This window comes from Microvirga guangxiensis (assembly GCF_900102135.1).
Taxonomy (GTDB): Bacteria; Pseudomonadota; Alphaproteobacteria; order Rhizobiales; family Beijerinckiaceae; genus Microvirga; species Microvirga guangxiensis.
In genome coordinates, this window is record NZ_FMVJ01000017.1 from 1 (window position 1) to 20305 (window position 20305).

17 protein-coding genes and 3 tRNA genes are annotated in these 20305 nt (G+C 63.0%); 11 read left to right on the forward strand and 9 right to left on the reverse strand.

The genetic code is table 11. From position 1 onward, the window contains the following. The 4 genes from tuf to BLP10_RS20765 all read right to left on the reverse strand — a co-directional run. Window positions 1-1187, reverse strand: a 1187-nt coding sequence (gene tuf / locus BLP10_RS20750; protein WP_091139046.1) for an elongation factor Tu, incomplete at its 3' end; no start/stop codon positions are given. A gap of 374 nt (window positions 1188-1561) precedes the next feature. Further along, a complete protein-coding gene (locus BLP10_RS20755; RefSeq protein ID WP_175493991.1) occupies window positions 1562-4633 on the reverse strand; it encodes an autotransporter domain-containing protein in 3072 nt (1023 codons plus the stop codon). 376 nt (window positions 4634-5009) lie between these two features. Next, window positions 5010-5083: transfer RNA gene (locus BLP10_RS20760), tRNA-Gly, on the reverse strand. A gap of 17 nt (window positions 5084-5100) precedes the next feature. Beyond that, window positions 5101-5185, reverse strand: a tRNA-Tyr gene (locus tag BLP10_RS20765). Between the two features lie 186 nt (window positions 5186-5371). Between BLP10_RS20765 and BLP10_RS20770 the strand changes: the two genes are divergently transcribed. Together BLP10_RS20770 and BLP10_RS20775 are read left to right on the forward strand one after the other, a co-directional pair. Continuing rightward, window positions 5372-6208 carry a TrmH family RNA methyltransferase gene (locus tag BLP10_RS20770; protein ID WP_244510734.1) on the forward strand — a complete coding sequence of 279 codons (837 nt, stop codon included), beginning with the start codon at window positions 5372-5374 and terminating at the stop codon, window positions 6206-6208. 235 nt (window positions 6209-6443) lie between these two features. Next, entirely contained in the window at window positions 6444-8153 is a 1710-nt protein-coding gene (locus tag BLP10_RS20775; RefSeq protein ID WP_091139052.1) for an MFS transporter, read from the forward strand. Between the two features lie 73 nt (window positions 8154-8226). On the opposite strand, the gene BLP10_RS20780 is transcribed toward BLP10_RS20775, so the two are convergent. Then, window positions 8227-8544 carry a hypothetical protein gene (locus BLP10_RS20780; protein ID WP_139165554.1) on the reverse strand — a complete coding sequence of 106 codons (318 nt, stop codon included), beginning with the start codon at window positions 8542-8544 and terminating at the stop codon, window positions 8227-8229. A gap of 141 nt (window positions 8545-8685) precedes the next feature. On the opposite strand from BLP10_RS20780, the gene BLP10_RS20785 reads away from it, so the two are divergent. After that, a tRNA-Thr gene (locus BLP10_RS20785) sits at window positions 8686-8760 on the forward strand. Between the two features lie 46 nt (window positions 8761-8806). Here BLP10_RS20785 and BLP10_RS23295 read toward each other — a convergent pair. Continuing rightward, window positions 8807-8977 carry a hypothetical protein gene (locus BLP10_RS23295; RefSeq protein ID WP_175493993.1) on the reverse strand — a complete coding sequence of 57 codons (171 nt, stop codon included), beginning with the start codon at window positions 8975-8977 and terminating at the stop codon, window positions 8807-8809. Between the two features lie 131 nt (window positions 8978-9108). On the opposite strand from BLP10_RS23295, the gene BLP10_RS20790 reads away from it, so the two are divergent. Together BLP10_RS20790 and BLP10_RS20795 are read left to right on the forward strand one after the other, a co-directional pair. Beyond that, the gene (locus BLP10_RS20790; protein ID WP_091139057.1) at window positions 9109-9927 is read left to right on the forward strand and encodes a TrmH family RNA methyltransferase; all 819 of its coding nucleotides are present in this window, start codon (window positions 9109-9111) and stop codon (window positions 9925-9927) included. Window positions 9928-10005: 78 nt separating this feature from the next. Beyond that, window positions 10006-10989 carry an MBL fold metallo-hydrolase gene (locus tag BLP10_RS20795; RefSeq protein ID WP_091139060.1) on the forward strand — a complete coding sequence of 328 codons (984 nt, stop codon included), beginning with the start codon at window positions 10006-10008 and terminating at the stop codon, window positions 10987-10989. Here BLP10_RS20795 and cutA read toward each other — a convergent pair. Continuing rightward, window positions 10986-11315, reverse strand: coding sequence for a divalent-cation tolerance protein CutA (gene cutA / locus BLP10_RS20800; RefSeq protein WP_091139062.1), 330 nt, complete (start codon window positions 11313-11315; stop codon window positions 10986-10988). The two genes, BLP10_RS20795 and cutA, sit on opposite strands and share 4 nt — an antisense overlap. A 50-nt stretch (window positions 11316-11365) precedes the next feature. Between cutA and BLP10_RS20805 the strand changes: the two genes are divergently transcribed. Genes BLP10_RS20805 through BLP10_RS20815 form a run of 3 tightly spaced genes read left to right on the forward strand, consistent with a single transcriptional unit; the run spans window position 11366 to window position 13543 of the window. Further along, window positions 11366-12139 carry an NAD kinase gene (locus BLP10_RS20805; RefSeq protein ID WP_091139064.1) on the forward strand — a complete coding sequence of 258 codons (774 nt, stop codon included), beginning with the start codon at window positions 11366-11368 and terminating at the stop codon, window positions 12137-12139. Window positions 12140-12191: 52 nt separating this feature from the next. Next, window positions 12192-12671, forward strand: coding sequence for a MaoC family dehydratase (locus BLP10_RS20810; RefSeq protein ID WP_091139067.1), 480 nt, complete (start codon window positions 12192-12194; stop codon window positions 12669-12671). Beyond that, on the forward strand, window positions 12671-13543 hold the full coding sequence (locus tag BLP10_RS20815; protein ID WP_091139070.1) for an HpcH/HpaI aldolase/citrate lyase family protein: 873 nt from the start codon (window positions 12671-12673) through the stop codon (window positions 13541-13543). Before BLP10_RS20810 ends, BLP10_RS20815 begins: the two co-directional genes overlap by 1 nt. On the opposite strand, the gene BLP10_RS20820 is transcribed toward BLP10_RS20815, so the two are convergent. Both BLP10_RS20820 and BLP10_RS20825 read right to left on the reverse strand, forming a co-directional pair. Further along, window positions 13540-14148, reverse strand: a complete 609-nt coding sequence (locus BLP10_RS20820; protein WP_091139073.1) for a flavin reductase family protein — start codon at window positions 14146-14148, stop codon at window positions 13540-13542. The two genes, BLP10_RS20815 and BLP10_RS20820, sit on opposite strands and share 4 nt — an antisense overlap. 61 nt (window positions 14149-14209) lie before the next feature. Beyond that, window positions 14210-14773, reverse strand: a complete 564-nt coding sequence (locus tag BLP10_RS20825; protein ID WP_091139076.1) for a nitroreductase family protein — start codon at window positions 14771-14773, stop codon at window positions 14210-14212. A gap of 267 nt (window positions 14774-15040) precedes the next feature. Here BLP10_RS20825 and BLP10_RS20830 point away from each other — a divergent pair, with 267 nt between their 5' ends. From BLP10_RS20830 to BLP10_RS23730, 3 genes are all read left to right on the forward strand, one after another. Continuing rightward, window positions 15041-17485 (forward strand): YfhO family protein, encoded by a 2445-nt coding sequence (locus tag BLP10_RS20830; protein WP_091139079.1) that lies wholly within the window; start codon window positions 15041-15043, stop codon window positions 17483-17485. A 28-nt stretch (window positions 17486-17513) separates the two neighbouring features. After that, a complete protein-coding gene (locus BLP10_RS20835) occupies window positions 17514-18440 on the forward strand; it encodes a hypothetical protein (RefSeq protein WP_425286971.1) in 927 nt (308 codons plus the stop codon). A 263-nt stretch (window positions 18441-18703) separates the two neighbouring features. After that, entirely contained in the window at window positions 18704-20059 is a 1356-nt protein-coding gene (locus BLP10_RS23730) for a CBS domain-containing protein (RefSeq protein WP_244510735.1), read from the forward strand. The last annotated feature ends 246 nt before the right edge of the window (window positions 20060-20305 follow it).

A 20305-nucleotide genomic window follows, 5' to 3' on the forward strand; every position in this document is an offset into this window, starting at 1 on the left:
TCCATCACGGCGGCGACGACGCCGGCGCCGACGGTACGACCGCCTTCACGGATAGCAAAGCGCAGCTTCTCTTCCATGGCGATCGGAGCAATCAGCTCCACTTCCATCGTGATGTTGTCGCCCGGCATCACCATCTCGGTGCCCTCGGGCAGCTTCACCACGCCCGTCACGTCGGTCGTGCGGAAGTAGAACTGCGGACGGTAGTTGCCGAAGAACGGCGTATGACGGCCGCCCTCTTCCTTCGTCAGGATGTACGCCTCGGCCTTGAACTTCGTGTGCGGCTTGATCGAGCCCGGCTTGCACAGCACCTGGCCGCGCTCCACGTCCTCGCGCTTCGTGCCGCGCAGCAGAACGCCCACGTTGTCGCCAGCCTGACCCTGATCGAGCAGCTTGCGGAACATCTCGACGCCCGTGACCGTCGTCTTCTGCGTGTCGCGCAGACCCACGATCTCCACTTCCTCGCCGACCTTCACGATGCCGCGCTCCACGCGACCCGTCACCACCGTGCCGCGGCCCGAGATCGAGAACACGTCTTCGATCGGCATCAGGAACGGCTGGTCAATCGGACGCTCCGGCTGCGGGATGTAGCGGTCAACCTCAGCCATCAGCTCAAGCACGCGGTCGCGGCCGATCTCAGGCGAGCGGTCTTCCAGAGCGCAAAGAGCCGAGCCCTTCACGATCGGAATGTCGTCGCCGGGGAAGTCGTACTTCGACAGAAGCTCGCGCACCTCGAGCTCAACCAGGTCGAGCAGCTCGGCGTCGTCGACCATGTCGACCTTGTTCATGAACACCACCAGAGCCGGCACGCCGACCTGACGGGCCAGAAGGATGTGCTCGCGGGTCTGCGGCATCGGGCCGTCAGCCGACGACACCACCAGGATCGCGCCGTCCATCTGGGCGGCACCCGTGATCATGTTCTTCACGTAGTCGGCGTGGCCGGGGCAGTCCACGTGCGCATAGTGGCGGTTCGTGGTCTCGTACTCAACGTGCGCCGTCGAGATCGTGATGCCGCGCGCCTTCTCTTCCGGCGCCTTGTCAATCTGGTCGTAGGCGGTGAACGTTGCACCGCCAGACTCAGCCAGAACCTTCGTGATCGCAGCCGTCAGCGACGTCTTGCCGTGGTCAACGTGACCAATCGTGCCGATGTTGCAGTGCGGCTTATTGCGTTCAAACTTTTCCTTCGCCATTGATCTCTACCTTACATAGGCCAGGAACAAAAAACCCAGGGCGTCCGATATTGCGGTTGCGCCAAATGCGCAAGTGCCAATTTCAATCTTACAGAACGTAATTATCGAGCGAAGCGCCTTGAAGCCCCGGCAGAGAGCTTTCGCAGCCCGCTTGACCGCATACGCGCGCCTTTAAAGCCAAGCTTTGACGCGGACGCAACACCTAATTCCCTTCCGGAAGGGAAAAGACGCTCCGGCAGCTTCAAGGGAGCCGCCGATCCCGTAGTTCCTGCGGCTCCTTATCAAGAGCAAATATACACCAGCAGCCCGCAACGATTCGAGAATCCCGCATCTCCCGCGGGACATCGCCCATCCAGCCAAGCCAGCCGCCCCTTTTACCGGGTTTCGAAGCGCCAGATGAGGTTCCCCTTGACCGCATGCTCCTGGGCGCGCTCACCGATCTGGCCCTGATAAGCCAAGCCGACCGTGAGCGCCTGGGTCGCCTGCCAGTCGAGGCTTGCCTCCGCGACGACGGCGTCCCGATCGACGGGAACTCCCGAAACCGCGAAGGTGGCGGCCCCGCCGCTGAAGGCCAGAAGGGCCTTCGGATCCACATCGCCATAGGCATGACGCCAACCCAGCATTCCCTTCACGGTCAGCGGCAGCTCCCCACCAAGGTCTGCCTCAGCACGCAGGCCGATGGTCGTCGTCCCCAGGTCATGCTCCCGAGAGGCGCCGGTGAGAGCTGCAATGCCGCCGTTCTCGAAGAAGGCGTCGGTACGCGATCTCAGAACGGACGCTCCGATGAACGGCTCAAGCTCGGCGGCTCCCACCCCGAAGCGGTATCCGATCTCTCCGAAAGCCTGCACGGTTGAGCCGTCATAGGACGAGATTAGCTCATCCTGAAACCCGACGAAGCTGATGCGGCGGTTCATATGGATGTCGTGTACGGCGTAGGAACCGCCGAGGCGCAGATTGAGCGCTCCCCATTCCGCGGAGCCGTAAATGGCACCGAAGATGCTCTCGTTGGAGCCCGAGGATAGACGGGAATCGATCTCGATCTCCGTGCTCGTGAAACCACCCGCGAGGCCAAGCCGGTAACTTCGGCCGATGAGGGCGTCCGCTCCGAGGACAAACCCTCCCCGCGAGGTGTTCACCGATCCGGCATTGCCGTCGGAGCGGGTCCTGCCCCACGAGCCGAAGCCCTCGCCCCAGAGGGCAAAGACGCGGGAGTCGAACATTGGATAATGGATCTGTTCGACCTGCCGCAGCGGAGCATCGGCGGCATAAGCGGCCTGAACGCTCCCCGCAGGCGAAACCGATAACGGCTGACGGAGGCGGCCGAGCACCGCGCTGCTGACCAGCGCAGCATCGCTGTAGCCGGCCGCAACGACTGAGCCATGCGCCTCGCCCGAAAGGCCGTCCAGGGCACCGGGCGTCGAGGCGAGGCTGTTCTGGACCAGCGCATCGTTCACCGGATTGCCGACTCCAAGCCCTTCCGCGGCCACGGCCACGGAAGCCTGATTTGCTGTCTGGGCGGCACTGGCAACGGAGACTCCATTGCGACGGAACGTGACCGACAGATCATTGGCGCCATATTCGAGATCAGGCGTCAGATAAGCGGACACGCTGTTGGTCCAAAACGCCCCGAACCTCCCAAGGCTTCCGTTGCCGGCAGACAGAAGGGTCATTTGCTTGTTGACCGGAGCCGCACCATTCACGAGGGAGACCTCGAGCTTGCCTCCACCGAGCGTTGCCTGGCCCGAGACATCAAGCTTGTCGTGCTGCCCGCTGCCATCTGCGTTGGCGCGATAGATCGATGACTTCAGAAGGCTGGCATCGCCATTCACCGTCAGAGTGCCGATCGAACCCGCGCTCGCCCCGCCGGGCTCAAGAGTACCGGCCAGAGTTAAAGGCGCGTCGATCCTGCCGAGGCCGCGCAGGGTGGCGTTTCCGTGAACGGCCAACCGCGAACGCAGCGAGCCGTTGAGGGTGAAGATTCCGCCCAGCACGTCGGTGCCACCGGCATAGGTATTATTGCCCGTCAGCACGAGGTTGCCCTCGCCCCGCTTGATCAAGCCACCCGTCCCGCCAATGTCGTTCGACCAGACGGAGTCGTAGCCTTTGGTGTTGACGTCGAACACCTGAGCAAACCCCTCAGCACCGAACTCGTAAGGTCCCCTCACCGCTCGCCCGAGATTGAACATGCCGCGGCCGTAGATCTCGGGAGAGCCCATCGGGGTTGCCGTGGTCAGGATCACTTCGATGATCTGCCGGGCCGTCATGTACGGGAAGGCCTCACGCAGAATCGCAGCGCCGCCCGAAACCACGGGAGCAGCCATGGAGGTGCCGGCCTTCAAACCATACTCGCCGTAAGGAACCGTAGATGGGATCAAGGCTTCAACCGCAGGCTCGCCGTCACGCGGGCGATCTCCGCCCGGAGCGGCGATGCACCATAGGGCCGTGACGCCGCACCGGTTGCTGAAGCTGGAGATCTTGCCCTGACTGTTCGTGGCGACGACAGCGATGAGCGTGCCGTAAAGGTCCGACAGGTCGACCTCGTCCAGCTCGGGATCGTTCATGTCCGCGAGCTGATAGGTTTTTGGATTCGTGGGATCCGATGCGCCGGTGAGAAAGCTGTAGATGCCCTTCCTGTGGTTCTCCGGCCGGATGTAGGGAAACATCGCGATTCCGGAAGGATGGGATGCCGCGATGGGCTGGTCCTCGTACTCGTTACCCGCCGCGAAGACCATGACGACGTCGTTCCTGGCGGCGGTCTTCACCGCATTGTATTCGTCTTCAAGACCGGGAAGCGCAATGATCTGATTGGGCCACTCGACCCAGTGCGGATTAGAGATCCTGTTCCCCGCAGCGTCCTCAATCTTCTTCGGCGGAAACGCGTTCGGTCCATAGCTTCCGTTGATCACCTTCGCGCCATGTCTGGCTGCGTGAATCAGGCCGAGATTCGACGGTGTCTCGCCTCTTTCATTGTAGAGATAATTGGTTCTCAGGACCATGAGCGTCGCGTCGGGCGCGACACCCACGTTTCCTCGCCCGTTGCGGGCCGCTCCGATGATGCCCGCTACGTGGGTGCCGTGACCGCCGATGCTGCCGTCGAATTCCGTGTCGCTCAGATCCAGCGGGTCTCTTCCGACAGCGTAGGAATACGAAAGGGGCGAGATGCGTCCGACGAATTCGGGATGATTGAAGTCGATGCCGGAATCGACAACGGCGACTGTAACGCCCTTGCCCGTATAGCCCAGCGCGTAGGCCTCGGCTGCGTGGATATGATTGAGATACCAGGAGCGACGGTATTCGTTGGCCTCCAGAACCGATGTCGGCATGACATGCGGGGGAAGCTTGTTAGCCGAGGCAGGAAGCGAGCCGATGAAGCCGAAACTCTCCTTCAGGAAGACAGGGATCTCCCCCGCCGCGGCGCCCGATACTGCCAGAGTAAGAGGCATCATAGCAGCTCCCGCCAGGAGCGAGGCCCTGAGGAGCCTGGAACGGACAGAAACGTCCTTATGTGCAGACGAGCGGCGCCGTTTCAGAAATGTCGTCATGATTGCCCCCCAGCATCTCTGGCCGCGTATCGACCTTATGACTTTGGGGAAACCATAAGAAAAAAACCCTGCCCGTCCAGCTGGATCTACATCCACAACAAAGGCAATCGACCTACGTTACCTTAAGGCAACGCTGAACATTGTCGCATCGAAACCGGCAGAAATTCTTGCACTGAGCTCACGACGACAGAAAACCGTCTCAGCGTGCTTCGTACGGAGATAATGATTTACGAGAAAGAGGCCCTGAAAACCTTGCCGGTGCAGACTGGTAAGGAAGGGATGGAGCGGGTGAAGGGAATCGAACCCTCGTATTCAGCTTGGAAGGCTGCTGCTCTACCATTGAGCTACACCCGCATGCCCTGCTGGTTGGATGGTGGGGGAAGTAGGACTCGAACCTACGAAGGCATAGCCAGCGGATTTACAGTCCGCCCCCTTTGCCGCTCGGGACATTCCCCCATTTGCCAACCGTGACGCAGTGCGCCGAGGTCTTCACCCGAAGCGCCGCACCGTGGTGCAGCCGCTCGGTCGCGCTCTTATGGTGACCCTCTTGCCCGGTGTCAACAGCAAAGAGCGATGTTTCTGGAGATGGATCGTGAATGCGTTCGCTCTGTGTTATGGCCATTCGCCAACACGATCCGAAAGATGACGAGCATCATGAGCGAGCGCCCCTTCCAATCCCGCAAGCCCCGTTTCCAGCGCCCCCAGGGCAAGAGGCAAGGCCGCCGCGATCCCCAAGCGTGGCGTCCGCCGCACGAGATCGACACCACGATTCTCTATGGCTGGCATCCGGTGGTGGAGGCGCTGCGCAACGGCAAGCGAACGATTCGCCGGCTCCTCGCCACTGAGAACTCCCTGCGGCGTCTGCAGGAGGAGAACGTCCCCCTGCCCTTCGAGCCCGAGATGGTGCGCCCGGACGAGATCAACCGCCTCCTGGAGCCCGATGCCGTCCACCAGGGCCTTTACGCCGAGGCCGATCCGCTCCGCTCTCCTTCCGTGGAAACCTTGAGCGGCGAGCGCCTCGTCCTGGCTCTCGACCAGATCACCGATCCGCACAATGTGGGCGCCATTGTGCGCACGGCGGCAGCCTTCGATGTGGAGGCCATCATCACCACCGCACGCCACAGCCCGGCGGCGACCGGCGTTCTGGCGAAATCCGCCTCCGGCGGCCTCGAGCACGTGCCCTTCATGATCGTGAAGAACCTGGGCGACACGCTCAACGCCCTCGGCGAGCGAGGCTTCCAGCGCATCGGCCTCGATTCGGAGGGTGATGCCAATATCGACGAGCTTCAGCTCAGGATGCCGCTGGTTCTGGTGCTGGGTTCCGAGGGCAAGGGCCTGCGCCAGAGAACCCGCGAATGCTGCGACGCCATCGGTCGGCTCGACATGCCCGGCGCGATCAAAAGCCTCAACGTCTCCAACGCCGCCGCCATCTCGCTTTTTGCTGTGACTAAAGCCGCGGCAAAGTCTCGGAAGGCCTGATTTCTCTATTCGGCAAGTATTTGCCGCGCAAAGACTTTTGCAGAGGGTTCCATCTCCTTAGACGGAAGTCTCAAATACGAATTGGGAATTGTAGACAGGACCGCCAGCGTTAGCCTCACCTTCCATGGGATTCTTGGTCACGGGGAAGTGGCCACGATGCCTCGGCTCAAGCGGCGATGTTCCGCTTGATGCAAAGACCCGGCCCACCGGGCTGATCAAAATGGAAGGGAACGCTATGGCAACAGCAGCCACAACAGCGCGTACGGCCGCCGCACCGCGGCCGATGACGCGCGAAGAGCGGAAGGTGATTCTCGCCTCCTCGCTCGGTACCGTCTTCGAATGGTACGACTTCTATCTCTACGGATCTCTCGCCACGATCATCGGCGCGCAGTTCTTCTCCGCGTTCGACGTGACGACCCGTAACGTCTTCGCTCTTCTCGCCTTCGCAGCGGGCTTCCTGGTTCGTCCGTTCGGCGCCATCTTCTTCGGCCGAATCGGCGACCTCGTCGGCCGCAAGTATACCTTCCTCGTCACGATCCTGATCATGGGCTTCTCGACCTTCCTGGTCGGCCTGCTGCCCAGCTACAATCAGATCGGCTGGATCGCTCCCGTGATCCTGATCGCCCTGCGCATGCTTCAGGGTCTCGCACTCGGCGGCGAATATGGCGGTGCTGCCGTGTACGTGGCCGAGCATGCTCCCGTTGGCCGTCGCGGCTTCTACACCAGCTTCATTCAGACGACCGCAACCGTCGGCCTCCTGCTGTCCCTCGCCGTCATTCTCGTGCTGCGCACCTGGATGGGTGAAGCCGGCTTCCAGACGGGCGAAGGCTGGCCGATCGCCGGCTGGCGCATTCCGTTCCTGCTCTCGGTGGTTCTGCTCGCCATCTCCGTCTGGATTCGTATGCAGATGCACGAATCCCCGGCCTTCAAGAAGATGAAGGAAGAAGGCACGCAGTCGAAGGCTCCGCTGAAGGAGGCGTTCGGCCAGTGGGGCAACGCCAAGATGGTGCTCATCGCCCTCATTGGTCTCGCCATCGGCCAGGCTGTGGTGTGGTACACGGGCCAGTTCTACGCCCTGTTCTTCCTCCAGAGCATTCTGAAGGTCGACCTGCTCACCTCCAACGTCCTCATCGCCTGGTCGCTCATCCTCGGCACCGGCGGCTTCATCGTGTTCGGCATCCTCTCCGACAAGATCGGCCGCAAGCCGGTGATTCTCGGCGGCTGCCTGATCGCGGCGATCACGTACTTCCCGCTCTTCGGCGCCCTCACGAACATCGCGAGCCCGAACCTGAACCAGGCCCTGGAGACGGCGAAGGTCCAGGTCGTGGCAGATCCCGCCGCGTGCGGCTCTGTGTTCGATCCGGTCGGCATCCGTACCTTCAGCGCTCCGTGTGACATCGCCCGCGTGGCGCTCGCCCGTTCGGCCGTGAAGTACGAGTTGGTTCCCGCTGCTGCCGGCACCCCTGCCCGCGTAACCTTCAACGGCAAGGACGTTCCGATCGCTCCCGCCATTCCGGCCAACATCACGGCATTCTCGGCTGCGGCCGCGGAAGTGGGTTACCCGAAGGCTGGCGACCCGAGCATCCTGAAGGTGAACGGCTTCTTCGACGCCCTCAGCAACCCTCAGGCTCTGAAGGCTATCGCCATCCTGTGGCTCCTCGTGATCTACGTCACGATGGTCTATGGCCCGATCGCGGCGGCTCTGGTCGAGTTCTTCCCGACCCGCATCCGCTACACGGCCATGTCCCTGCCCTACCATATCGCCAACGGTTGGTTCGGCGGCCTTCTGCCTCCCACCGCCTTCGCGATGGTGGCGGCCACCGGCGATATCTACTACGGCCTGTGGTACCCGATCGTGATCGCTCTCGTGACCTTCGTGGTCGGCCTGCTCTTCGTGCCGGAAACCAAGGATCGCGACATCATGACCTACGAGGGCACGCGCTAAGCGCTTCCTCTAAGTCCACAAAAGGAAAGCCCCGCCTCAGGCGGGGCTTTTCATTTCTGTTCGGCCTATGGGCTCAGTAGCAGGTTGTCAGCTTGCGGACGATCCAGCCTTCGCCCTCGACGAAGAGACGCTTGCGCGACTTGCTGCAGATCGCATCATCGGCATCCTGCTCCTTGATGGAGCCGGTTTCCTCCACATCCTTGGCGGCAACCACCGTTCCTACGCCCTTCACCACCTTGGCCGCAGGAGCGCCTGCCGCAAGATTGGGAGCCGCATCGGCCGGCATCGGTGCAAATACAAGGCCCACTGCGATCCCGAATGAGGCGATATACGGAATCCATCCCCCAGCCGGTGAATTTGCCTTTATCTTGGAAGCCCTTAGGCTGATCATGACAAGATCTCCTTAACCATCATGATCGGTACAATCCCATAAACGGAGGATGGTTTCGGTGTGCTGGAACACTTAATTTTTCTGTTTTAATGGAACTTGCGTCAGGACCGGGGTGCTGCTACCTCAGCATCCACGAAAATGGCCGGTGTAGCACAGCGGTAGTGCAGCGGTTTTGTAAACCGAAGGTCGGGAGTTCGATCCTCTCCACCGGCACCATTTTCTCCATCATCCATGGACCCAAGCTCGGAATAAGCCCGAAGCGTCAGTGGATCTCTTCCTTGCCCCAGTTCTTGTGAGCTCCCTGTTCCGAGATCTCGCGCTCGACCCGGTTCAGCTTGTTGCGGCGATTGGCGAAGACGGCCATGAAAATGCCGATCAGCAGCGGCCCGCCGATGATCACCAAGCCCCACATCCATCCGTCTGCGATATCCATTCTCGATCTCCTCACTTGGGGACGCGTGTTGCGGCCCAGCCATATTGAAGGGCTAACCGGGAGCGAAAGTCGTTGTTCCGCTGCAAGGGCTGCCATAGGAAGGCAAGCCATGCCGGGACCGAAGGAAGCCGATGCCGATAGCCATTACCGATCCTGACGATCCGCGGATCGAGCCTTACCGTGCGGTGCGGGAGCGAGATCTGGTGGGCCGCCAGCATCGTTTCATCGCCGAGGGCGAAGTCGTCCTGCGCGTCTTGCTGAAGCAGCCACGCTTCGAGATCGAGTCGCTCCTTCTCGCCGAGAACCGTCTCGACGGCTTGAGCGATGCGCTCGAAGACCTTCCTCCCGATGTGCCGGTCTATACGGCCAACCGTCAGGTCATGGACGCCATCGTGGGCTTTCCCATCCATCGCGGCATCCTTGCCGTGGCCCGGCGCGCGCCTCTTCTCCCACTCGAAGAATTTTTGACCGCCCTTCCCGAAGACGCACTGGTCGTCGGACTCGTGGGCTTGGCCAACCACGACAATGTCGGCGGCATCTTCCGCAATGCCGCCGCTTTCGGTGCGCAAGGCGTTCTGCTCGATCATGAAAGCTGCGACCCGCTTTACCGAAAGGCTATCCGCGTCTCGGTGGGCGGCGCGCTCGTGGTGCCGTTCACCCGCGCTCCTTCCGCTGAGGCGATGGTGCAGGCCCTGCAGGCTGCATCCTTCGAGATCATCGCCCTGTCGCCGGCAGGCTCGGAGATTCTCTCACGGGTCAAACCCGCAAGGCGGACCGCGCTCCTGCTCGGCGCGGAAGGGCCGGGACTGCCGCGGGAGTTGCTTGCTCGCTCGCGCACGGTGTCGATCCCCATGAGCGGCGGGTTCGATTCTCTCAACGTCGCCACCACGAGCGGCATCGCTTTGCACCACCTGACATCTCAAAAGGATGAGAAGCCTCTTCCTCGCTGAGTTGTGAAGGGTCGTTCCCCTTGCCCCGAAGCTGAGCCGTTCTAGGCTCATCGCATCGATGTCGAGAGGACACCCCATATGACGATTACACGCCGTACCGTTCTTGCAGGCACTGCTCTTGCTGCCGCTCCCTTCGGAGGAACAGCCGCCTTGGCTCAGACCACGCCCAACGCCGCACCCGCCGGCACAACATCCCCCCAGGCTCCGGGATTCTACCGCTACAAGATCGGCGACATCGAGGTGACCGCCATCAACGACGGTTTCGCACGCCGTCCTGTCGAAGGGTTCATCAAGAATGCGGAGCTCAAGGACGTTCAAGCGGCTCTGCAGGAGGCCTTCCTGCCCACCGACGCCTTTCCGATCACCTTCAACACCCTCGTCCTGAATCACGGCGGCAAGATCACCCTGATCGACGTGGGCAACGGCGACAGCGGCGCGCCGACCTCCGGCCGCTGGATGGAAAATTTCCGCGCTGCCGGCTTCGATCCCGCTAAGGTGAACACGGTGGTCATCAGTCACTTCCACGGCGACCACATCAACGGTCTGCGCCTGAAGGACGGCACGGCGGTGTTCCCGAACGCCGAGGTGATGGTGCCTGACGCCGAATGGGCCTTCTGGATGGACGATGCCCGCATGAACCAGGCGCCAGAGGCCATGAAGGGCGCCTTCCAGGGCGCGCGCCGGGTCTTCGGCCCCATTGCCCAGAACGTGAAACGCTACGAGATGGACAAGGAGATTGTCCCCGGCCTGACGAGCATCGCCGCCCCAGGCCACACGCCGGGCCACACGACCTACATGCTCTCCTCAGGGAACGGCAAGCTGATGGTGATGTCCGACCTGACGAACCATCCCGCCCTGTTCGTGCGCAATCCCGATTGGTCGGCCGTATTCGACATGGATGCGGACCAGGCCCGCGCCACCCGCCGCCGCATGCTCGACATGGCGGCTGCCGAGCGCGCGCAGGTTGCGTTCTACCACGCCCCCTTCCCGGCCACCGGCCATATCGCCAAGGACGGCAACGGCTTCCGCTTCGTCCCGGTGCAGTGGAGCCCGGCGGTCTAAGTCGACCTGCCTGCCGTTTCCCCGATCAACCAGTCGAGAGTGGCGGCATCCGCGCTCTGCGGCTCGATGAAGAAAATGACCGGCGTCTCATAAGGATGCCGGTCTTTTAGGGCCTCGTGGACCTGTTCCTGGAGGCCTTTGCGAGTTTTGAGGATGCCGACCGCCTCTTGCCCGCGTTCCACGACCCCTTTCCAGGCATAGACCGAGCGCATCCCCGGCAGCACGTTGATGCAGGCGATCAGGCCGTCGCGGACGAGGCTTTCGCCGATCGCGAGGGCAGTATCCACATCGGGAAAGGTCGTATAGACGAGAAGTGGGCGTTCCATGCTATGCCTGTGCTTCGTAGTCTCTTGAGGCGCAGCGAGGGTATCTGGGCATGGCCCGTCGTTTCAACAAGATTGCATTCGTGGCCAGCGCCGCGCCCGATGCGCAGGGTGCGCTCGTCGCCCTGATGCGGCGTTATGAGAACGTCGCCCTCGAAGAGGCGGACGTGATCGTGGCGCTGGGCGGCGACGGCCTGATGCTGCAGACCCTGCACAAGACCATGGGCACGGGAAAGCCCATCTACGGCATGAACAAGGGCACGGTCGGCTTTCTGATGAACGAGTTCCGCGAGGAGGAGCTGTTCGAGCGCCTGGAGAATGCCGAGCGCAGCGTCGTCCACCCGCTCCTCATGGTGACCTGGGACGTTCAGGGCGTGGCCCACACGGCCCGCGCGATCAACGAAGTCTCCATGCTGCGCCAGACCTATCAGGCTGCGAAGCTGCGCGTGAGCATCGACGGGAAAGTCCGCATCTCCGAACTCATCGCCGATGGCATTCTCGTTGCGACGCCCGCCGGTTCGACCGCATACAACCTCTCCGTCGGCGGTCCGATCCTTCCCTTGAGTTCCCCCCTTCTCGGGCTCACGCCGATCTCCGCCTTCCGTCCTCGCCGCTGGCGCGGTGCATTGCTGCCGGATTACGCCAAGATCGAGATCGAGGTTCTGGAATCGCAGAACCGTCCTGTGAGCGCGGTGGCCGACCACACCGAATTCCGCAACGTGTCGCGCGTGCATGTTTCCATGGACAGAAGCGTCGACCTCGTGATGCTGCACGATCCCGGACATAGCCTCGATGAACGCATCCTGCGCGAGCAGTTCGGTTATTGATTCTCAAGAGGCATGAGCAACATGCCCTTTCCGTCACACGGAGGATAACGTCATGAACGATGAGAACAGGCACCCGCGCGGCGGCCTCTATTTCGAGGATTTCACCGTCGGCGCCACCATCAAGCACCGTCTCACGCGCACGGTGACGCAGATGGACAACATGCTGTTCTCCAACATGACGCTGAACCCGCAGCCTCTCCACATCGACGCGCATTTCTGCGCGACCGAGACGGAATGGGGCAAGCCGCTCATGAATTCCCTGTTCACGCTGGGCCTGATGATCGGCATCTCCGTCAACGACACGACGGTGGGCACCACCATCGCCAATCTCGGCATGACGGACGTGAAGTTTCCCGCGCCGCTTTTCGAGGGCGACACCATCAACGTGACCACGGAGATCGCCGACAAGCGCGAGTCGAAGTCGCGCCCCAATGCGGGCATCGTCGATTTCATCCACCGCGCCTACAAGCAGGACGGCACCCTCGTCGCCGAGTGCCGCCGTCAGGCCTTCATGCGCAAGAGGAACGCCTGATGCGCTCCCTGCTTTTCGTTCCGGGCGACAGCCAGAAGAAACTCGAGAAGGGCCTGACCTCCGGAGCCGATGTTCTCCTGATCGACCTCGAGGATTCCGTTGCTCTCGACGCCAAGGAAGAAGCGCGCCGCATCACGTCCGCGTTCGTTGCCGAACATGGCTCCAAGGCTGAGCGCCCGCGCCTCTATGTGCGCGTGAACGGTCTCACGACAGGCATGATCGATGCGGATCTCGACGGCGTCATGAAGGCTGCGCCCGACGGCATTGTCCTGCCGAAGACGATTGGCGGTGCGGATGTCGCGCATCTCGGCGCGAAGCTCGCCGTGCGTGAAGCCGAGTTCGGCCTTGAGGACGGCGCGACCCGCATCCTCGCCATCGCGACGGAGAACGCGGCGGGCGTCTTCGCCCTCGGCACCTTCAACGGCGCGAGCCATCGCCTCATGGGCCTCACCTGGGGCGGCGAGGATCTCTCCGCCGATCTCGGCGCGGAAACCAACCGCGACGAGGGCGGCGCCTATACCGATCCCTACCGCCTCGCCCGCTCGCTCACGCTGCTCGGCGCGGCTGCGGCGGGCGTCGATGCCATCGACTCCGTCTACACGAATTTCCGCGACATGGACGGCCTCGCCGCCGAATGCCGCGCCGCCCGCCGCGACGGCTTCGTCGCGAAAATGGCGATCCACCCGGCGCAGGTGCCGGTCATCAATGACGCCTTCACACCGTCAGCAGAAGCCATCGAGCGGGCCAAGGCCGTGATCGAGGCTTTCAAGAACAATCCGGGCGCAGGCGTCGTCGGCGTCAACGGAGAGATGCTGGACCGTCCCCACCTGCTGCGTGCGGAGCGCCTGCTGCGAAGGGCCGGCGAGACCTAACCACCCGGCCGCGTGATCGAGAACTTCGTTTCCGGTGTCGCGACGAAATAGTCGCGGTAGCCCGAACGGGCGATGGGGCGCATGGCGGCGGTGTCGACGAAGCCGTTCACGATGTAGCGGTCGTCGATGTGAATTCCGACCACCTGCCCGATCACGAGGAAGTAGGATGCCTCGCCGCCTTGAAGCGGTGTGAGCGGCACGGTCTGCAGCCATTTGCATTCGAGGGCGGCGAGCGCGTCGGCCACGCGCGGCGGCTTCACGATCTGCGACGGCGCGGCTTTCAGGCCTGCATGCTCCATCTCGTTCACGCCGCGCGGCAAAACGGCGGAGGTGGCGTTCATCTGCTCGCGCAGATCGTAAGTCGCGAGATTGCAGACGAACTCCTTCGTCTCCTCGATGAAGGTGAGCGCATCCTTCTTGCCGGCGGACGAGAACGCCACCATCGGCGGGCGTTCGGACACGGCGTTGAAGAAGGAATAGGGCGAGAGGTTGATCTCGCCCTTGGCGCTCATGGCCGTGATCCAGCCGATGGGACGGGGTGTCACGATGGCCTTGAACGGATCGTGCGGCAGGCCGTGGGCATTGCTGGCTGTATCGTAGAACATGAGGCCTTTTCCGGCGAAGTGGACACCGGTTCGCCGCTGGAAAATGCGGCGAACAGAATTCTCAGAACCGGGTGACGATGTCGGCGAGGTTCGGGCGGTCGCGGTCGGTGGGCTTCTCCGTCGGCGTGCCGATATGGACGAAGCCGGCGATCCGCTCGTTGGGGGCAAGGCCCAGGGCGTCGAGCACGCGGCGGTCGAAGGCCGCCCAACCCGAGAGCCAGGATGCGCCGTAGCCCATGGCTGTCGCTCCGTGCAGCAGGTTCATGCACACGGCACCCGCCGAGAGAACCTGCTCCCATTCGGGGATCTTCACATGCGGCGTGACGCGGGACACCACCGCGACCACCAGCGGGGCTTTGGAGAAGCGCTCCCGCTCGGCGGCGAGCTTGTCCGCATCGGCACCCGGATTGTCGGCCTGAAAGGCCTTGACCAGAACCTCCCCCAGACGCTGGCGGGCCTCGCCCTCGATGAGGATGAAGCGCCAGGGCACGAGCTTGCCATGGTCGGGCACCCGGGCCGCCGCGGTGAGCAGGGTCTCTACCTCTTCTGCGCTCGGACCAGGCCCGCCCAGCCAGCGCGGCGGCACGGAACGGCGGCTCAAAAGGCTGGAAAGGTTATCATTCATGGGGACTTCATCCAGATTGGCTTATGTGGGACAATGTTTACGAATGTCCGTGGCGATTGCGGGCAGGACGCTTCGAGACCTGCCTTGGTCTTGCCGTGTTGCTGCTGTTGAGAACCGCGGGCGTTTCAAGACGCCAGGCCGTTGCACAATCAACAAATGGCAACGGATGTATAGGGGGAGCGCGGCAATCCGCCAAGCAGGTTCCTTTCTGAGGCTAATTCGATAGCCGGGAGGGGTAGCTGCTTTGCGAAGCGTCGCCGGAAGCACATGCAGACATCCTTACTCGGATCCGATGATCCCGTTCCAAGCCTGGAGTGGTCCAGGCGCCAGATGCTGCTGGCCTTCGGCCTCATCCTGGCTGCCTGGGCTCTGGCCGCCGCCATCTGGCCGCTGACCGGCTCTGTCGTCCCATGGGATTCCAAGAACCAGTTCTACCCCACTCTGCGCTATCTCGGAGCGGCGCTGGCCCATGGCGAGCTGCCCCTCTGGAACCCCTATCATTTCGGCGGCCACCCCTCCGCGGCTGACCCGCAATCGCTTCTGTTCACGCCCACCATGCTCCTGTTCGGCTGGCTCGATCCCGAGCCGTCCATGGAGTTGTTCGACCTTGTGATCTTCGCGCATTTCCTGCCCGGGGCCCTGGCCTTCGTCCCGCTCTTCCGCCGCCGGGGCTGGCATTGGTCGGGCGCGGTGGTCGCGGCCATCGTGTTCATGCTCGGCGGTTCGGCCACGGCCCGCCTGCAGCATACGGGCATCATCCTGAGCTACGGCTTCTTCCCCCTCGCCTTCTGGCTCCTCGAAGAAGCCATGGACCGGCGATCCTACCGCTACGGCATACTCTTCGCCGTCAGCGCCTGCATGATGGTGATCGGTCGCGATCAGGTGGCCTTCCTCTGCGCCCTCACCCTGATCGGTCTCGCAGCGCACCGCATCTGGGCGGCTCCGCAGCCCCTGTCCTATCTGCGCTCGCGCCTCCCCCTTCTGCTGAGCATGGCGCTCATAGGCGGTGCGCTGCTGGCGGTGCCGGTCATCCTGACCATGCAGTTCCTCGCCACCTCGACACGGCCCTCCTTCGGCTTCGGCGTGGCGGCCATGGGCTCCCTGCCCCCGGAGAGCCTCGCGACGATCCTGTTCGGCAACATCTTCGGCTCGCTCCGCTGGACCTACGATTATTGGGGACCAGACTGGCACAGCCTGTCGGAAGGCACATGGACCGATCGGGCCACGAACTATCTTTTCATCGGCACGATCCCGGCGCTCTTCATCCTCTGGCACGGCATCGCAGGCGGCAGGCTCTTTGCCCGCGAATTCCGCTTCTTCCTGATCCTCGGCACGCTGGCGATCTTCTATGCGCTCGGCCGCTACACGCCCGGCTTCGAGGTGATCTTCGATCATCTGCCTGGCGTGAACCTCTATCGCCGCCCGGCGGACGCGACCTTCCTCATCAACACCGCCCTTGCCTTCGCCTCCGGCTATCTCGTCCATCGCTATGCTAACGAGGGAATGCCGAGCTGGAGCAAGGAAGCTCTGGGCCAGCTCCGCATCGCGCTCCCGGCACTGGCAGTCGCCCTCGTGATCGCCGCCATCGGCAGCGGAATCGCCTTTGCCTCGAAGGGCGGCTTCGTTTCATCGTCCCTCATGGAAGCGGGCGGCGGCCTTCTGGCGGCGGCCATCGTCATGGCGCTGGTCGCCAAGCTGAGCGGCAGCCCCTATCGCCGGGAGGCCGTTGTCGCGGCCCTCGTGGTGCTGACCGGCGCGGAGCTGATCAGCCGCCATGCAGCCTCGGCAATGAATGCCGAACCTGCGGGGCGCTATGCGGTCTTCACTCAGCTGCCGCCGGAGCAGCTGCAGGGGCTCCAGATTCTCAAACGTGAACTGGCGGAACGCCACAAACAGGGCGAATACCCCCGCGTCGAGATCCTCGGATTGCAGGGCTCGTGGCAGAACGCCTCCATGGTCCTCGAGATCGAGGACATTATCGGCTATAACCCCCTGCGCCTCGCCGATTACGAGCGCGCCGTCGGTCCGGGCGAGAACGCCGAGGACCCGAACCTGCGCCAGTTCCCCGCGACCTTCCGGGGCTACGAATGCGATCTCGCGGGCCTGCTCGGGCTCGATTATCTCGTCCTCGACCGTCCCGTTCAGAAGCTCCCCCGCCACTTCCCGCGCCTGGCGGATGCGGAGGTGGTCTACGGCACCGGCAAGATGTGGATCTACCGCCTCAACACCACAGGACGCCGCGCCTACATGGCTCATCACGTCCAGGCCGTGGACTCAGAAGCCGTGGTGGGAGCGGACGAGCTGCCCGATTTCAACCGTGAGACGGAGGCGCTGATCGACCAGGCGAGCATGCCTCTGCTCAACGCGCATTACGCACCTGTTCGCCCTGCCGGCACGAAACCGGACAGCAAGGTGAAGATCGTCAGCTACAAGCGGAATTCCGTAACGCTCGAGGTCGAGAGCGCCGAGCACGGCGTGCTCGTGCTGCACGACATCTATTATCCGGGCTGGGAAGCAAGCGTCGATGGCGAGCGCAGACCTGTGCTTCGCGCAAACCTCCTTTTCCGTGGCGTGGAAGTGCCCGCCGGCAAGCACCGTGTGGAATTCGCGTTCCGTCCCCTCTCACTAGAGAATTTAGTTGCAGCGGCTTCCGATCTCGTGGAAACCGAGGAGGCGCCGATCAAGACCGCTGTCGCCACACCTGTGCGTTAGCGGGATAGTTGAACCTTTTTTGATGATGATGTTCCTGAACTTCCGCTATCCGATTCTGAGCCTCCTGATCTGCGTGACGGCTTCCGCAGCCGCTGCCCAGAGCATGACTCAGCCTCTCGGAGCGGCCCCTCAGCCCTTTGGCCCGCCAATCCCGGGAGTGCCTTCGTTCTCTCAGAATCCGCCCCCGACCTTGAGCCTGAAGCAGGTGGTGGTGAATGCGGGAGCGGCGTTCTCCGAAACCAACGAACCGATCCGGTCCGGGCTTCTCTGGCGGGTCTTCGAGGATAAGGGCGATACCACTCAGCCGAACATCATCGCGCGCTCCAGCAATCCCACGCCGAGCTTCACGCTGGCTCCGGGCAACTACATCGTGCATGTGGCTTACGGGTTCGCCAGCGCCTCGAAGCGCATCAGCGTGCAGTCCGGAAACCTGAACGAGCGCCTTGTCGTCAGCGCGGGCGCGCTGCGCCTGAAGGGCGCCGTGGGCGAGAGCCCGATTGCCGCCAACCGCGTCTCCTTCTCCATCTATCTGCCAGAAGCGCAGAATTCCGAAGGCCGCCTCGTCATCGCCAACGCCAAGGCGAACGAAGTGATCAGACTGCCCGAGGGCACCTATCACGTGGTGTCGACCTATGGCGACGCGAACGCCATCATGCGCAGCGATCTGAAAGTGGAATCGGGCAAGGTCACGGAAGCAACCCTCAATCACCGCGCTGCAACCGTCACGCTCAAGCTGGTGGCATCCGAGGGCGGAGAGGCCTTTGCAGGCACCGCCTTCAGCGTGCTCACGCCCGGCGGCGACGTGATCCGTGAGGCTATCGGCGCATTTCCCTCCGTCACTCTGGCGGAAGGCGAATACGTGCTGATCGCCCGTCACGAGGGCAAAGTCTATACGAAGGACTTCAAGGTCGAGAGCGGTCTCGACCGGGATATCGAAGTTCTCGCCACTCCATAAGCAATCGGCCCAAAAGTGGAATCCACTTTTGGGGTCAACCGATGCTCATTCTTGAATTGGCGCATCGTTCGGGCGGAAAACCGGATCCACTTTTCACTGGCGCGGCCCGCTGGGTCCGCACGATGCGCCAGACCCTGAACCTTTTTGCTCCCCCCGCATTGACCGGACGTCAAAAGCATTTGCGTTCGGTCGCGCCGGGCATGCGCTCACACTCTCAAGGCGTGACCTCGAGAGGGATGAAGCTCATGAGAATTTCGGAGATCATGACCCGCAACGTTCGCGTGGTCTCGCCCGACAGAACCATTCAGGAGGCCGCGCGCCTCATGGATGAAATGAATGTCGGCGTGCTGCCCGTCTGCGACGGACGTCGCCTGCGCGGCATGCTGACGGACAGGGATATCACCGTTCGCGCCACCGCCGCCGGTCTCCCGCCCGACACCACGCGCGTGCGCGATATCATGTCGGATAATGTGTGGTGGTGCTTCGACGACGACGATGTGGGCCATATCGTCCAGCTGATGAGCGATCATCAGATCCGCCGCCTTCCCGTTGTCGATCACGACAAGCATCTCGTCGGCATCGTCGCGCTCGGTGATCTCGCAACCGACAGCGAAGACGATGCTTCACGCGCGCTCCGGCGCATCTCCACTCCCTCCGAGCCCGACCGCAGCGGAACTCCGACATCGCGGCGCGCGGATCAAACGCGCGGCGGTGGGCAGGCACGCCTGACAGGCGATGAGCGGCGGGAACTGGAACAGCGCATGAGCCGTGACGATGACGATTGGCGTCATCGCCCGCACGATTATCGTGAAGATCGAGGCAGGCAGGCCGGGCGCGACGACAGGCGCGGCGGCGTCGAGTTCCGTTTCCGTGACGAGGACGATGTGCGCGCGGCCTTCGGCAGCTTCGGCTATCCCGGCGAGGAAGGCAGGCGCGATGCGCGCATGCGCGGCGGGTTCGGCGGCGATGGCTATCAGAGCTATGGCGACGAATATGCCGGCCGCGGTTCTGCCGGGCGAGGCTATCAGCCGAAGCGCTATGGCGCCTCCACCATCACAGGCGAGCGCGCGCGTCCCGGCGACGACAGCAGCGAGAGCGACCGCCTCATGCAGGATCGCGAGCGGACCTGGAGCCTCGTCAACGAGCGCCGCGACCACAGCAACTATGGCATGGGTCCGGGCAACACCCGCTTCGGCAACGACGCCACCGCCAGCCGCGGCGAGGTGCGCCGCGAGGATCATCGCGGGCGAGGTCCGCGCAACTATCAGCGCTCCGATGACCGCATCCGCGAGGATGTAAACGAGCGTCTCAGCGACGACGTTCGCGTCGATGCTTCGGAAATCGAAGTCGCCGTGCAGAACCGCGAGGTCACGCTGACCGGTACTGTCCGTGACCGCAACGAGAAGCGCTGGGCCGAAGACATCGCCGAGTCCGTGTCAGGCGTCTCCCATGTGCAGAACAATCTGCGCGTCGGCCAGACCCAGGGTACGCACAGGACCGGCACCGAAGCGGGCGACGCAGCTGCCGCCAGCGGCAATCCCGGCAGCGGCACGGCGGGTGCCGCAACCGGCACGGCTGCAGGCGGACGCGCGAGCGGAAAGCAGCGGCAGACGTCGTAGGAGCCGCTTCACTTGCCTCTGCTCTCAGCCTGAATGTCTGGCTCCATATGGCGCGTGTTTCCTTCCCCCTTGTGGGGAGGGCTAGGGTGGGGGTGCAAGCGCTGAACTAGACCAGCGTAACGCCGACACCCCCACCTCCAACTCCTCCCCACAAGGGGGAGGAGAGTTCCAGCGTTTTCTGAGCGAGCCCCTCAGACTGATTGTGCTGAAAGAAAAAAGGCGGCGCTGTCATAAGCGCCGCCTTTT